Source organism: Sphingopyxis sp. JAI108, from assembly GCF_013410105.1.
In the GTDB taxonomy this organism is placed as follows: domain Bacteria; phylum Pseudomonadota; class Alphaproteobacteria; order Sphingomonadales; family Sphingomonadaceae; genus Sphingopyxis; species Sphingopyxis chilensis.
Genome location: NZ_JACCCJ010000004.1, coordinates 170261 through 184302, shown reverse-complemented (window position 1 = coordinate 184302; position 14042 = coordinate 170261). Strand labels below are relative to the sequence as shown.

The following is a 14042-nucleotide window of genomic DNA, read 5'->3' as shown; positions in this document are numbered from 1 at the left end:
TGTTCTTAATCGGGCAGCTTCTTGCGCGCATTCTCGGCCGCTTCCTCGGCGGCCTGCTGCGCGGCGATCGAAGCATTCTCATATGCGAGCTCGAGGTCCTCGACACGTTTCAGGTCCGCCGCCGACCAATTGCTGCGGTCATAGGCGGGATCGTCGACCGCCGCTGCCGCCGCATCGGCGGCGTAGCTTCCCGCGTCGGCTGCATCTGCCGCGGCATCGACCGCATAATCGTCGGCCGCATCGACCGCGACCGCGTCGGTCGCCTCCATCGTGTCGCTGGCCCACATGTCGCGCTGTTCCTTCAGCACGCTCACATCGACTTTCATCAGCTTGGCGAGCGTGCCGAGCTGCTTGTCGTCGAAGTCGGAAAGCTGCTTTTCCTTCGGCAGTTCCTTCAGATCCTTCTCGATCTCGGGTGCGCGGTCGATGAATTTGGTGACCAGCGGCGGAACGGCCTTGATAACCGCGACCATCACTTCGGGATCGGCCTGCAGCGCCATCCATTCGCCGGCATAGAGATTGCCCGTCGGCGTCGCGAGGAAAGCGTTGAGGTCGGCAAGCTGCGCGCCGGTGAACTTGCGCGCATAGGCCTTGGCGAGGCCGTCGCGCATCGGCGGTTCCATGTCGGCGAGCGCCTCGCTGATCAGCGGCTTGATCACCCGTGTGATCTGCTCGTCGCGCTCCTTGCGGTGCGGGTCGAACATATCGGCGACCTTGCCTTTGGTCGCTTCGTCGAGCGCGGCGATCTGTTCGGTTTCGACACCGGTCTTGATCGAGAGCAGCAGGTCGGACTGACCGCCGAACTCGCCCATGATCGTCTTGAACATCTTGCCGTAAAGATTGTCGACCATCTTCTCGATGCTGCCGTTCGGGATCAGCGCGGCGGTCGTCCGCTGCGCGAGCGTCAGGCGCGCGGGGTCGATCGGCGGCAGGTCGCTCGTGTCGAACATCTTTTCGATGAGCGCGATCGCCTCATCCATTTCCTTCTGCATCTTGGCCTTTGCCTCGGCGGCGGCGGCCTCGCTGTCGAACGGCGCGGCGGTTTCATCCTCGGCGGGTGCCGCGACGACCTCCGCAACCGGCGCCTCTTCCGGCGCGGCATGGACGGGCGCGCCCAGCGGCAGCATCGCAACGGCACCGGCAAGCAGGATCGATTTGAACGACGGCATCATGAAATTCCTTCCCCTGTTGGTCATGCCGCCTTCTTTTCGCTTTTCGCCTTCGCCTTCAACCACTTTGCCATCTGTTCGCTGACATCGCGGCCGTCGCGAATGCCCCAGACGACCAGGCTCGCCCCGCGCACGATGTCGCCCGCTGCAAAGACACCCGGCAGGCTGGTCATCATCGTCTGATGATCGACGCGCAGCGTGCCCCAGCGCGTGACCGACAGGTCGGGCGCGCCGAACAGGTGCGGCAGTTCCTCGGGATCGAAGCCCAATGCCTTGATCACCATGTCGGCGGGAACGTCGAACTTGCGGCCCGGATCGGCCTCGGGGCTGCGGCGGCCGCTCGCGTCGGGCGCGCCGAGGCGCATTCCCGCGACCGCGACTTGCTTGACATGCTTGTCCGCGGTGAAGCTTTCGGGGGCCGAGAGCCAGACGAAGTCGACGCCTTCCTCCTCGGCGTTGGTCACCTCGCGCTGCGACCCCGGCATATTCTCGCGGTCGCGGCGATAGAGGCATTTCACCGATTTTGCCCCCTGCCGCACCGCGGTGCGGACGCAGTCCATCGCGGTGTCGCCGCCGCCGATGACGACGACATGCTTGCCCTTGGCGTCGAGGCGGCCGTCGTCGAACGCCGGAACCTCGTCGCCAAAGCTCTTGCGGTTCGACGCGATCAGATAGTCGAGCGCCGCGATCACGCCTGCGGCCTCGTTGCCCGGGACGTTGATCTCGCGCGCTTTGTACACGCCGGTCGCGATCAGGATCGCGTCATGCTTCTGGCGCAGCGCGTCGAGCGTCGCATCCTCGCCGACCGCGAAGCCCAGATGGAACTGGATGCCGCCTTGCTCGAGCCGCTCGATGCGGCGCATCACGACATCCTTCTCCAGCTTGAAACCGGGAATGCCATAGGTGAGGAGGCCGCCCGCGCGGTCGTGGCGGTCATAGACATGCACTTCATGCCCCGCGACACGCAGATATTCGGCCGCCGTCAGCCCCGCCGGGCCCGCGCCGATGACGCCGACCGACTGGCCGGTCGCGGCGCCGGGGTGCAGCGGCTCGACCCAGCCCTCGGCCCAGGCGGTGTCGGTGATATATTTCTCGACGCTGCCGATCGTCACTGCGCCATGCCCCGAAAACTCGATCACGCAATTGCCCTCGCAAAGGCGATCCTGCGGGCAGATGCGGCCGCAGATCTCGGGCATCGTCGAGGTCGCGTTCGAAAGCTCATAGGCCTCGCGCAGCCGCCCCTCGGCGGTCAGGCGCAGCCAGTCGGGAATATGATTGTGGAGCGGACAGTGCACCGAGCAATAGGGCACGCCGCATTGCGAGCAGCGCGCCGCCTGCGCGTCGGCGTCGGGCGCCGCGTAGCGCTCGGCGATCTCGTGGAAGTCGCGCGCGCGTTCCTCGGGCGAGCGCTTGTCCGGATAGGATTGTTCACGCCCCACAAACTGGAGCATGCGTTCGGAAGCCATGCAATATCCCCTTCGTTGGCCGGGGATTTGCATGGCTACCAAAGCCCTGTCACGGGCGAATTGCATGATAGGACAATATTACCAACCTAAATCGAGAGGCAAATTTGCTTCCCAACAGGTCTGCGCAATTATCTTTCGTCAATTAGTCCCGTTACGGACCTATCTCATGCCAAGCCAGATCAGCGCCGCGACCCCGACGACGATTCGGTACCAGGCGAAGGGCGCAAAGCCATAACGCGTGACAACGGCGAGGAAGGCCTTGATCACCGCCCAGGCGACGACGAACGAGACGAGCGATCCGACCGCAATCAGGCCGAGGTCGTTCGAGGTGATCGCGTCGCGATGCTTGAACAGCTGGAGCACGGTCGCGCCGGTGAGCGTCGGGAGCGCGAGGAAGAAGCTGAATTCGGCCGCGGTCTTGCGGTCGACGCCGAACGACATCGCGCCAAGGATCGTTGCGCCCGAGCGGCTCACGCCCGGTATCATCGCGATGCACTGGACGAGCCCGACGAGGACCGACTGCCGCGCGGATAGATTGGCGACGCCGCCGACATCGCGGGTCTTGGCGAAGCGCTCGACGAGCAGGATCGCAAAGCCGCCGATGATCAATGCCCAGGCGACCACCACGGCATTTTCCAGCAGCAGCTCGATATAATCGCCGAAGGCCAGCCCGAGGACGACCGCCGGGAAGAAAGCGAGCAGCAGGTTGCGCACGAAGGCGATCGCGACCGGGTCGCGCCGGAAGAAACCGGTGAACATGTCCCAGAACAGCTTGCGGTACAGCACGACGATCGCGAGGATCGCGCCGGGCTGGATGGCGATGTTGAAAATCGCCCAGCGCGCGGCGTCATAGCCGAGCAGCTCGGTCGCAAGGATCAGATGCCCCGTCGAGGAGACGGGCAAAAACTCGGTCAGACCCTCGACGATGCCGAGGATGATTGCGGTCAGCCAGATACCCATTATCGCGAGGCGAGCTCGGCGAAGCGGCCGTGGCGGCGATATTGGACGAGCCAGCCGTCGGCAACCGACCCCAGCGATGTCGGCGTGATGCCGAGCTGCGCAAGGCCGGCCGCCCCATCGGCGACGATATTGTCATGCTGGAGCATCAGCCATTGGTCCTTGGTGATCGGTGCGCCGGGCGCCCAGCCGAGGCCGCTGGCGAGCGCCGAGGCGACGAAGTCGGGCACATCGACGAACAAGGGCGAGCGGCCGGTCGCACCCGCGATCCAGCGGAGCAGTTCGGCCATGGTGAACTGCTGCGGCCCGCCAAGCTCATAGGTCTTGCCTGCGGCGTCGCCGCTCAGCGCCGCGACGACCGCGTCGGCGACGTCGCCGACGTAAATCGGCTGGAATTTCGCTCGCGGGGCGATCACCGGGACGATGGGTGCCACGCGCATCATCGTTGCGAAGCGGTTGATGAAATGGTCCTCGCGGCCGAAGACGATCGAGGGGCGCAGGATCGCGGCCTCGGCAAAGGCCGCGCGCACCGCGGCTTCGCCATCGCCCTTGCTGCGGCCATAGGCCGAGGCGCTTTCGCGGTCGGCGCCGATCGCCGAGATATGGACGAGCGCAGCGGCGCCCGCCGCCTTGGCCGCCGCCGCGACATGGCCCGCGCCGTCGGCCTGCACGGCCTGCATGTCGCCGAAGGCGCCGACGAGGTTGATCACCGCGTCGCTGCCCTGCACGGCGCGCGCGACGCTCGCGGGGTTGCGCACGTCGCATGCGACGAACTGCGTCTGGCCGAGCCCGCCGAGCGGCTTCAGGAAGGTCGCGGCGCGGGGGGCGCGCTGTGCGACGCGGACACGGGCACCGCGCGCGAGCAGCCGCTGCACGACATAACGGCCAAGGAAGCCGCCGCCGCCCAGCACCGTGATCAATTGCCCGTCGAGTTTCTGCATTTGCATCCGCCTGTATCGATTCTCTGGATGGCGTGGGGTGCGCCGAGGGGCTTCCCCATGCCGCGAAGCGGGGAGGGGGGCAAGGGGCGACGGCGGCATTATGACGCAAAACCCACGGCTTTGCGATAAAATGCACGTCGGCCCCCGCGACGCGGTTGACAAGCCGATGGCCGCGCCGCTAAGCGCCCGCTCCTACCCCGTGCCCAGATGGCGGAATTGGTAGACGCACCAGCTTCAGGTGCTGGCGATCGCAAGGTCGTGGAGGTTCGAGTCCTCTTCTGGGCACCATTTACCCTTCTCAGGGCAATCGACAAAATCCCGGAAATATGTTAGTTTTCCGTGGGTTTTGTTCCGAATTGTCCGAGGGTGTCTCACACAATCTCACCCCAAAACGGGCCATCAAAAAAGCCATAATGGCCCGTCTTTTCTGGAGTGAGTTTTGCTCGATGGCCCGTTCGCCTCGAGCGCTGTGATTGGTGCCGGTCCTAACCCTTTTAAAGGAGTTGAGCCGTGCCTCTTAGCGATGTTCAAATCAGGTCCCTCAAGCCGCGGGATCGCGTCTACAAAGTCTCCGATGCCCATAGCCTCTATATCGAGGTGCACCCGACCGGTGCGCGCCTTTGGCGTTTCAAATACACGATGCATGGAAAGCAGAAGCGCATTGCGCTTGGCGCCTATCCGGATGTTGGCCTCGCCGAAGCCCGGCGCAAGCGCGACGAGGCCAAGCTGAAAATCCATGAGGGCACCGATCCGCTCGCGGAGCGGAAGCGTCACAAGCTCGTCGGCAAGTTCAAGGCCTCGAATTGTTTCGGCGATCTCGCCGAGGAATATATCGAGATGGTCACCAAGGAAGGCCGGAGCGAAGCAACGATCGAGAAAACGAAGTGGCTTCTCGAAAAGCTTCGGCCGATCGCCGGCACGCCCATCGCGGACCTGCAGGCCGTCGATCTCTTTGCCGTGCTCAAGAAGATCGAGGCGCAGGGGCACTTCGAGACGGCGCGTCGCTGCCGTTCCTTTGCGAGCCGTGTGTTCCGCTATGCTGCGGCCTCGGGGCGCGCGGACTCCGATCCGACAACGCTTCTGCGCGGTGCGCTGATTGCACCGAGGCCGAAGCACCACGCCGCGCTCGTCGAGCCGGAAGAGGTCGGCGGGTTCCTTCGCGCGCTGGACGGATATTCGGGCTATCCGATCACCTTGCTCGCCTGCAAGATATTGCCGCACGTCATGGCGAGGCCCGGCGAGCTTCGGCTCGCGCGCTGGGCCGAGTTCGATTTCGAGAAGGCCGTCTGGACTGTCCCGCCGGAGCGCATGAAGATGCGGCGGCCCCACTATGTCCCGCTGTCGCGGCAGGTGGTCGCCCTGTTGGAAGAGCTGCGGCCCTATGTCGGCGGCGAGGATTATGTCTTTCCGGCGTTCCACACATGGAAGCGACCGCTCAGCGAGAATACGATGAATGCGGCCTACCGCCGAATGGGCTATGGGCCGCGGGATTTGACGTCTCACGGCTTTCGCGCGACCGCCTCTTCGCTTCTCAACCAGTGCGGCAAGTGGAATCCCGATGCCATCGAGCGATCACTCGCGCACGCCGACGGCAATCAGATCCGCCGCATCTATAACCGAACGCCCTATTGGGAAGAGCGCGTGCGGATGCATCAATGGTGGAGCGACTATCTGGATGCGCTGCGCAGCGATGACGAAGCTGCGATCTCTGCCTTGCTGGAGGACTGACCGTGGAGCGGAAAGATGAGATGATGGAGGCATCACCGGAAGCGCAGAGCCGCGTATTGTCCGAGGCTGTGGCGCGCGTTGCTGCGCTCTGGAGCATCGATGACGACTTGCTTGGAGAGATGCTCGGCATCGCGGGCAGTCGCGCAGCGGACCTGCGTGCCGGGACATTCCGACTTGCTCGACCGGACCCGGCCTTCCGGGCCGGTCAATATCTCGTGCGGCTGTTTCAGGAACTGGCTGTGCTGATTGGCGATGACCGGTCCGCCATGGCCTGGCTTCAAACCGAGAATATGGATCTGGGCGGACGACCGATCGATCTTGGTAGGACCGAGCGCGGCTTACGCGAGCTACTCTCCTATGTGGAGATGAGGAGGGTATAGTCCTGATTCAGGCGGCGCCAAACGACCGTAAACAACGGCTTCAGGAAAAAGAAATCCGGCCTAAGTCATTGAATTATGGGGTCGATGGTGCCGCTTACAGGACTCGAACCTGTGACCCCATCATTACGAATGATGTGCTCTACCAACTGAGCTAAAGCGGCAACGAGGGGCGCCTCTACCAGCGTGTCGGCGCGAAGACAAGCGTCGTAGCGCAGTTTCCCGGCGGCGAACTGCCGAGGGTGTTTGGGCGCTGCAATCCGCAGCGATTGTGAGAGCGATCCAGCCGTTTGCCATTTGAAAGGAAGCTTCTGCCATCGGGCGCCGCCCCACACCCAATGCAGGAGTTTATTGAAAGTGCCCACCATTTTGGCGGAACGCCCGCTGCTCGCTCCCATAGCCGAGAGCGCGGACCTCGCTGGCCATCCGAAAAAGAAGCGCGGCCCGAAACCGAAGGCGATTGTCGAATTCCCCGAAGTATCGGGAGAAGAATGGGTCGATCCACCCTCCTTTCCCGAAGCGCTTGCGTTGCACATGCGCCGGCACGGCGACAGCTGCAATCATCTCCACCGCGCCATTATCGGCCCGGGCGACAAGACCGATCGCAAGACGATCCAGACGTGGGCGACCGGCGTAAAGGCGCCGGGCACAATCGAAAGCCTCGCGGTCCTGAGCAGAATAGAGCGTCGCTACCGCCTCCCCGAGGGCTACTTTCAGGCGAAACTCGATCGGACTGGGCGTGCCACCGCGCGGCCCGCCATTGCGGCGCTAACGGCTTCTGAGCGGCGGAAACTCGCCTGGCACCTTCCGGGCGATTTCTCCAAGCGGCCCAAACGCGAGCGTGAGGAAATACTGGCGTGGGTGCGTTCCGTCATTATCGAGGGCGCGACAGAGTATCGCCGCTTCCAGCGGGAAGCGACGCAGCAGCGCTTCTCGCTCCGATTCTCGGACAATTCTTCGGTCCATGCCGGCGCGACCGACGGGAACATGGCTGGCTGCCGTGATGCGCCACTTCATCTTCGGGATGAAGTCCACAGTCTCATTGCGTTCAAAACGTCCACGCTCGCGCCATCGGGCCTGCTTCGCCAGGGTATGTGGGGGGAGGAAACGGCGTCGCAGAAATTGGAACATGTCGGACTTATGTTCGGCGCTATTTGCTCGCCGCCGCATGGCGATGTTCGCGGCTTTGGCGTCCCCGCCGATCGCCTGTGCCTCGCGATGCTGCTCTTCCCGTCGGTCTGGGACTGGTATCTCCACTGGCGCGAGGAGCGCCGCGGGTTCTATACGAGTTGGGAGGTCAATATGCTCGACTTCGCGCTCTCGCTTGCGCGCGAAAAGACGGGTTGGATGCGGCAGCATCCAGACCTTGCGGACGCGCTGCGACCGGTCGATGACCTGATTTCGGCGGATGAGATCGACGAAGCTTGTAAGGATTGGGATGCGGTCTGCGACCGCTTCATCATCTATGCCCTGAACCGGAAGAAGGATGTTCAACGCGTAGCCAAGGTCCATCGCGATCCGTTCGAACCGATATTGCCCATCCTCGAGGCTGAGAGCCCAGTCGGCGAATATCGCAAGATCACCGAGGAAATATTGGTGCGGATGCCGAGTGCGCGGCGTCATCCAAAAGCCGCTGCCGAGGCGGCGCGCGCCTTTCTCATGCTGCGCTTTGGCTTGCATCTCGGTCTTCGTCAGAAGAATCTTCGCCAGCTTCGATTCTGTGTTCGGGGCGGGCGGCACAGCAGCGAGAAGCAACTCGAGAAGCTGAAATGCGGGGAGCTTCGATGGAATGATCTATCGGGCGGCTGGGAAGTCTTCATTCCCGCCGTCGCGTTCAAAAATGCGTCATCGTCCTTTTTCGGCCGGAAGCCTTATCGATTGCTCTTGCCCGATCTCGGGCGGCTCTACGAGTTCATCGATCTGTATCTCCGGCGCGACCGGCAGATATTGCTCGGCGGCGCCGACGATCCGAAGACCTTCTTTGTGAAATCGGCCAAGCTGACCACGAAAGATGCTGCATATAGTCAGGTCGGATTCTACGATGCGTGGCGCCTCGCGATCCAGCGCTATGGCATCTTTAATCCTTATACCGGCCAAGGCGCGATAAAGGGCTTGCTCCCTCATGGCCCGCACAATGTGCGTGACGTGCTGGCGACGCACGTTCTGAAGAAGACCGGCTCATACGAGCAGGCGGGCTACGCCATTCAGGATAGCCCAGAAATCGTCGCGAAGCATTATGGCCGATTTTTTCCCCACGACAAATCGGCTTTGGCAGCGGTAGTGCTCAATGAGGCTTGGCAAATCTAGCGAGATTTAGGCTCTGACGCGAACATCTGACGGCAAGATTGGCGCCTCAGGATTCAGCGAAAAATATTCTGGACCAGTAAAAAGGAGCGGCTCGGCGAGCCGCTCCAAGGGTGCTTGCGAGTCGAGGTCTGAATGTCCTGGATCAGGCCGGATATGAACTTCGCCAGCGCTTGCTATCCTCGTTTCCAAGCGCTGGTTACGGTTAGGATCTCGTCCAGTCCCCGTTCGCCTCGATTTCGCGGCTGGGGCTAATGCTTGGTCTTGTCGACCAGACGATAGCCCATTCCAGGCTTGGGCGTCGGCGGCATGGGTTCGCCGCGCGTAACGGTACGCTCCTTGCCAGTGCCGCCGCCGCGCGGACCGACCTGCTCATACTGGCCGGAACGCGGTGCCGTCTGACCTGGCTTGAGTGTCTTGCTCATATTTCCTCCTTTGTAACCCGATAGGGCGGTTCGAAGCCTTGGGTAGGTGAGCGCTCAGCCGAAAGACTGACGCAATTTTGTGGGGCGTCCGCTGCCGTCGTCCGCCGTCATCGTGATTCTGTGAGCAATTCGGCGATTTCGGTCGCAATATCGTCCACGGTGTGCGTGGCGGTGCTCCGCGCAACCTTGTCGGCCAGCGAGGGGCTAAAATCGATCACTGCTTGCTTGGTGATGTCGTGCCAGATGGGCAGGAGAATCTGTTCACCCGAAACTGTGCGCGTGACGATTCCGTCGAGTTCGTAATTGGTCCACCCCTTGGCTACAAAAGCCGGAGAAAGGACGACGAGCCCAACACGGCTCCGCGAGAGTCCCTTGTCGATCTTCTGGCGAAGGCTATCGCCGATGCGGAGCGTGAACTCATCGTACCAAACCTTGAGGCCGCGACTTATCAGTGCTTCGGCGAGCGCGCGAACGATGCTGTCTTTGTCTTCAGACGCGTGGGAGATGAAAACGTCATAGGCTTCGTCTCCATCTGCAAGCGCCGGCGGTTGCTCGCGAACGAGACTCGGCACCGAGGACAGGGGGGCTTCGCGAATTTCGGGCAAAGTGCCCGGCAGGGTGCGGACCGAAGCGCGCGTGCTGCCCCGAAGACCCTGCATGTCCACCGCCACATACCAGCGACCACCGTTCGGAATCTGCAACCGAAGCGGTGACTGACGCGCGAGGCCCCCGATATAGCGGTGCCGTCGGCCATTGCGATAATTGGAAAAGTCAGAGCTGCTCATCAGCCGCACGTTGGCGCCACTGGTCAGCGTGACTTCCACGATCTCGCCGGCGCGGCGCTGGCCAAGGTCGAACTGGAGGAAGTTCATCTATCGTCCTTTACTTTCTGGAGAGGCGCCAAATCGGCAAAATTGAGGAAGAAGCAGGCAGGCTCAGGCTGCGAGCCTGGGTGCGCCCCGCAAGCCAGCGTCGTTGCGCAGGCGACCCGGATGACGAGCCATGGCCTGTCCGCAGGGAAAGCTGCGGAAAAAGGCAACACTGCTTTCGTTAAGCGCCACCCGATCACCTGCGCCCAGCGGGACGACTTCGTCGTAGATTTCGAGCGCAATCAACGCATCGGCGGGTAAGCCGCCGTGCAGCGCAATGATGTCACTGGGGCCGAGCGACCCGAGATCAGTGGCCTTCAGGCAACCGTCGATGTCGACGATATGGCGCCCGATGTCCTGAGAGTTCCCAAATTTCATGCTGTCATCCTCCGATTCGATCCTGACGAGTTCACCATGGATCAGGGGGGTGACAAAAATGGTCGCCCCTATTTGGGCAAAGGTGCGTCCAATGAGGCACTATGCTCGGCTAGGAGACAAAGCGTGTTGACGAGGGCCATATCGCGGATCGTTCGGCAAGGTACATCAAGGAGGCGCGGGCTTGCGAAGAGCACCGCCAAAACCTGTGCGCGGGAAACCGCGACATTGATCCGGTTGAGCGAGAAAAGGAAGGCGATGTCGCGAGGCAGCTCGTCGGCGCTCGATGTGGTCATCGAGATGAGACATACAGGCGCTTCTTGGCCCTGGAACTTGTCGACGGTGCCGATCCGAATGTCCGGTAGTGCCGATTTCAGCGCATTTACCTGCGCGTTATAGGGAGCGACGACAAGGAAATCCTCCCTGGCAAGCGGGCGGCTGACACCCTCGCGGTCGACATAGTTGCTGCCGACGAGATCCTCTATTTTCGTCGCTATCGCTGTAATCTCTTCCGCGCAAACCTGCGAACAGCCCTCATGTCTCACTGGACTGAAACGGGCGCCCAGGACGGGTGTTTCTCCTGGCCTGCTGATCGACTGGCAAGCGGTGCTCGAGTGGCTTCCGAGTCGATCTTCATAGACTGCCTTCGAGATGAAGGTGCAGACGGCAGGGTGCATGCGGCGGCTCTCCGGCATGAAAATGCCGTGAGTGGCAGGGACGATGCGGGCCCCATCAAGAAGATATTCGAGCGCCGATTCGCCGCTCCGTCCAGGATGCGCGCCTTGAATTGGTTGAGGCAGCTGCATTGGATCGCCTACCAAAACGATGTTGCGCGCGGCGCGCGACATCGCGACCACGTTGGCGAACGAAACCTGCCCAGCTTCGTCGATAAAGAGATAGTCGTAAGCCGGCGTGCCATAGCGGGCAAAGTGCCAAGCCGTTCCTCCGACGACATCGGCTGCGGCGATCTCGGGCGCATCATTGTCCGAGACGATTGTGATCAGCGGATGATGCTGACCTTCATCGTCATCATCGCCTGCCTTGTGCACGAGCAGTGGTCGTTGCCCTAGAGCTTCGGCGCGCTCGGCGATCGCCGTGAGAAGATTCTCGATCGCCTTATGGCTTTGCGATGAAATTGCGATCCGTTTGCCTGCGGCGATCAGGTCGACGATAGCCCACGCGCTGACGAAGGTCTTTCCCGTCCCGGGCGGGCCTTGAATGGCGAGCGTCGTTTCGTCCATGGCCGCAATCGCTCTGCTCGTTTCGATGACGAGGTCGCCACCTTCGGGAATTATCGCGGTGCGGGGGCCATCATGAAATTGCGGCGTTGTTCGGGTGAGAAGATGCTCGATCGCACGGTGGCGACCGTCGTTCGCGATCAGTCCGTCGGACACAGCAGCGATTGCGTCGCGCATGACACTGTTCTTAAGAGGGCGCTCGGGCAGAAGGTCGAGCCGATCGGGGAGGTCGCCCGACTTCTTGCCACGTCGAAGCGTCGCTGTCCCGGCCTCGGGGTCGATAGCGACGAGCAAGACGCTTTCGGGGAGGGTCGCGGGCTTGATGCAGGGACGCTTGCCCGCCCGAAGCTTCGTCTCTTGCGGTGGAAAGAAATAATCGCGCTCGGTCGACTGCTTGACGGTGATCGCTGGTCCGGTCGCCTCGAGGCCAAAAACGCAATCGAGGTCATCGACCAGCACTTCGCTGTCTTGTGCCAATCTGTCGAAGATAGCCCAATATTTGGGCTTGTCCTCGCGTTCATGAAAGTAATTGATATCGAAGAGCAGGTCGGCGGATTCGATGCCAAGTCGCTCGCGCGCCGGACCGAAGGCATCGTAACGCGCCGCCATTGCAGCTGCATCGTCATCGATTCTCTGCCCACCGTCCGGACGGGCGTCAGGCGCGAGCAGCGGCCAGGAGAGGCCGGCAGGTCGCACTGCCTCGACCAGCCAGTCACGCAGCAACTGTGTCGAGACGCAGTCCGTGCGATTATATTCCTCTATCTGCGCCAGCAAGCTGTCGTCCCCACCGTCGCGCCATTTCTCGTAATAGACGACGCTTGCGCCTGCGGTTGCGACATCGCCCTCACGGGCCTCCATATAGAAGGCTTCGAGATTCTTGATCGAATAGCCGGGTTCTGATGCGATCAGAGCGCCGGAGACGACTTTGAAGAGATCCACGAAACGTCGTTCGCGCTGCAACTGGTCCATGGCCGCTTCGCCGACACGATGCATTGTTGTCAGCCGACGCAGCGCAGCGATCTCGTAATTGGCATAATGATAGACATGGGCATGCGGGTGGCGCCGCATGTGTTCCGAGAGAAATGCCAGCAATTCCTCTACCACGCCCCCCTCGGCAGCGCGATCGTGCGCCCAAAAGGCGCGAAAGCACCATTCTCCTTCATCGTGCAACCACAGCCCGTGGAGATATTCGAGGCCGCCGGGGTGATAGGGGTCGCCCTCAATGTCGTAGAAGATATCTCCGTCATCAGCTTCGGGAAGCAGCGCGAAACCCCGGCCTGCTTCATAAGGGCGCAATGAGAAGGCGGGCGATCCGCCAGCGCGGCGCGCGGCTTGCAGCGCCGCCTGGGTCTGCAGTCGATCTTGTGTTTCCGGAGCGAGCCGAGGTACTCGTCCTTCGTGCGCAGCGAGGGCGCCGAGTGTTGCGATGCCCGCCGCTTCCAGCTTGTCGCGTTGACTGCGGCTGATACCGGAAACGAGCGCGAGACTGTCGGTTCGATCCCATTCCGCCTTGCAATGGTCGCTCCACAGACATTGAGCGCAGGCAGTAACCGGCTCGGGCCGAGTTGGCGGCCGTTCGGCAATAAAGTTCTCAAAACTGCGACGCGCCTGACGGGCGTAGGCTGACACATCGTCGAGCCGGATCGAGAAGCGCTCGCCGTTTCCGAGTTCAAGATGCGCGCGTTCGGGCGGAGCGACCTGCATTTCAGCGAGAAGGTCGGAGTAGAGCGCCAGCTGAAGGACATGCTTGGGGTCGGGCGACCGTTTAAGCTTTGTGTCGACGACCTCGTAAGACCAGTTTCCTAACTGCGAAGGTCGATCGACGCGCTCCAGAAAATCTGAATATCCGCCCCATGCATCGCCAAGAAATGCGCCTTGGAAGATCACTTCGGCGCCCGCCGCCATTGCCGCGCGCGTGTGCTCAACTGCCGTTTCGAGAGAAATCCCGTCTTTGGCGATTTCCGTGACGCCACGTCCTGCGTCGCGCAGCGATACGAGAAAAGCGGCTTCGTGGGCGTCTCCTTGGCGCTGAAGAAGCAGCGCTTCCTCGCTGTCAGTTCCAGGCGTGATGTCGCCCTTCTCGATTCGCCTGAGGTCGAGCGCTGTGGCGTGCCTGCAGCCCTTGAAACGCATAAGATCGGAGGCTGAAAGTCGCAGCCCGCCATCGATCAGTCGCATGAACTTCCCCTCCGT

Annotated in this window: 11 protein-coding genes and 2 tRNA genes; 4 read left to right on the top strand and 9 right to left on the bottom strand. The window is 62.1% G+C overall.

The window, feature by feature from the left end:
* Window positions 1–5 precede the first annotated feature (5 nt).
* The 4 genes from HDC29_RS17185 to HDC29_RS17170 form a co-directional block, all read right to left on the bottom strand.
* Complete coding sequence (locus HDC29_RS17185; RefSeq protein WP_179499513.1) at window positions 6–1196, bottom strand: DUF2059 domain-containing protein; 1191 nt, start codon at window positions 1194–1196, stop codon at window positions 6–8.
* Complete coding sequence (locus HDC29_RS17180) at window positions 1193–2635, bottom strand: NAD(P)-dependent oxidoreductase (protein ID WP_179499512.1); 1443 nt, start codon at window positions 2633–2635, stop codon at window positions 1193–1195. The genes HDC29_RS17185 and HDC29_RS17180 overlap by 4 nt, the downstream gene beginning before the upstream one ends.
* A 159-nt stretch (window positions 2636–2794) precedes the next feature.
* Window positions 2795–3595 (bottom strand): undecaprenyl-diphosphate phosphatase, encoded by an 801-nt coding sequence (locus HDC29_RS17175; protein WP_179499511.1) that lies wholly within the window; start codon window positions 3593–3595, stop codon window positions 2795–2797.
* Window positions 3595–4533 carry a complex I NDUFA9 subunit family protein gene (locus tag HDC29_RS17170; protein WP_179499510.1) on the bottom strand — a complete coding sequence of 313 codons (939 nt, stop codon included), beginning with the start codon at window positions 4531–4533 and terminating at the stop codon, window positions 3595–3597. The genes HDC29_RS17175 and HDC29_RS17170 overlap by 1 nt, the downstream gene beginning before the upstream one ends.
* A 201-nt stretch (window positions 4534–4734) precedes the next feature.
* Between HDC29_RS17170 and HDC29_RS17165 the strand changes: the two genes are divergently transcribed.
* The 3 genes from HDC29_RS17165 (at window position 4735) to HDC29_RS17155 (ending at window position 6641) form a co-directional block, all read left to right on the top strand.
* Window positions 4735–4821: transfer RNA gene (locus HDC29_RS17165), tRNA-Leu, on the top strand.
* A 222-nt stretch (window positions 4822–5043) separates the two neighbouring features.
* A complete protein-coding gene (locus HDC29_RS17160; protein WP_179499509.1) occupies window positions 5044–6261 on the top strand; it encodes an integrase arm-type DNA-binding domain-containing protein in 1218 nt (405 codons plus the stop codon).
* A 2-nt stretch (window positions 6262–6263) separates the two neighbouring features.
* Window positions 6264–6641, top strand: a complete 378-nt coding sequence (locus HDC29_RS17155; protein WP_373562829.1) for an MbcA/ParS/Xre antitoxin family protein — start codon at window positions 6264–6266, stop codon at window positions 6639–6641.
* An 85-nt stretch (window positions 6642–6726) separates the two neighbouring features.
* On the opposite strand, the gene HDC29_RS17150 is transcribed toward HDC29_RS17155, so the two are convergent.
* Window positions 6727–6802, bottom strand: a tRNA-Thr gene (locus tag HDC29_RS17150).
* A 133-nt stretch (window positions 6803–6935) separates the two neighbouring features.
* Here HDC29_RS17150 and HDC29_RS17145 point away from each other — a divergent pair.
* Window positions 6936–8945: a hypothetical protein gene (locus HDC29_RS17145; RefSeq protein ID WP_257018351.1), complete on the top strand. Its 2010-nt coding sequence runs from the start codon at window positions 6936–6938 to the stop codon at window positions 8943–8945.
* Between the two features lie 248 nt (window positions 8946–9193).
* On the opposite strand, the gene HDC29_RS17140 is transcribed toward HDC29_RS17145, so the two are convergent.
* The 4 genes from HDC29_RS17140 to HDC29_RS17125 all read right to left on the bottom strand — a co-directional run bounded on the left by HDC29_RS17140 (window position 9194) and on the right by HDC29_RS17125 (window position 14027).
* Window positions 9194–9367, bottom strand: coding sequence for a hypothetical protein (locus tag HDC29_RS17140; RefSeq protein ID WP_171008617.1), 174 nt, complete (start codon window positions 9365–9367; stop codon window positions 9194–9196).
* Between the two features lie 107 nt (window positions 9368–9474).
* On the bottom strand, window positions 9475–10239 hold the full coding sequence (locus HDC29_RS17135) for a DUF1883 domain-containing protein (RefSeq protein ID WP_179499508.1): 765 nt from the start codon (window positions 10237–10239) through the stop codon (window positions 9475–9477).
* 63 nt (window positions 10240–10302) lie between these two features.
* Window positions 10303–10614 carry a hypothetical protein gene (locus HDC29_RS17130; protein ID WP_179499507.1) on the bottom strand — a complete coding sequence of 104 codons (312 nt, stop codon included), beginning with the start codon at window positions 10612–10614 and terminating at the stop codon, window positions 10303–10305.
* 68 nt (window positions 10615–10682) lie between these two features.
* The gene (locus HDC29_RS17125) at window positions 10683–14027 is read right to left on the bottom strand and encodes a TM0106 family RecB-like putative nuclease (protein ID WP_179499506.1); all 3345 of its coding nucleotides are present in this window, start codon (window positions 14025–14027) and stop codon (window positions 10683–10685) included.
* Window positions 14028–14042: the final 15 nt, after the last annotated feature.

Bases quoted from the DNA above. Each gene is read 5' to 3' on its own strand.
- HDC29_RS17185 (WP_179499513.1), bottom strand. From the start codon at position 1,196: ATGACCAACAGGGGAAGGAATTTCATGATGCCGTCGTTCAAATCGATC.
- HDC29_RS17180 (WP_179499512.1), bottom strand. From the start codon at position 2,635: ATGGCTTCCGAACGCATGCTCCAGTTTGTGGGGCGTGAACAATCCTAT.
- HDC29_RS17175 (WP_179499511.1), bottom strand. From the start codon at position 3,595: ATGGGTATCTGGCTGACCGCAATCATCCTCGGCATCGTCGAGGGTCTG.
- HDC29_RS17170 (WP_179499510.1), bottom strand. From the start codon at position 4,533: ATGCAGAAACTCGACGGGCAATTGATCACGGTGCTGGGCGGCGGCGGC.
- HDC29_RS17140 (WP_171008617.1), bottom strand. From the start codon at position 9,367: ATGAGCAAGACACTCAAGCCAGGTCAGACGGCACCGCGTTCCGGCCAG.
- HDC29_RS17135 (WP_179499508.1), bottom strand. From the start codon at position 10,239: ATGAACTTCCTCCAGTTCGACCTTGGCCAGCGCCGCGCCGGCGAGATC.
- HDC29_RS17130 (WP_179499507.1), bottom strand. From the start codon at position 10,614: ATGAAATTTGGGAACTCTCAGGACATCGGGCGCCATATCGTCGACATC.
- HDC29_RS17125 (WP_179499506.1), bottom strand. From the start codon at position 14,027: ATGCGACTGATCGATGGCGGGCTGCGACTTTCAGCCTCCGATCTTATG.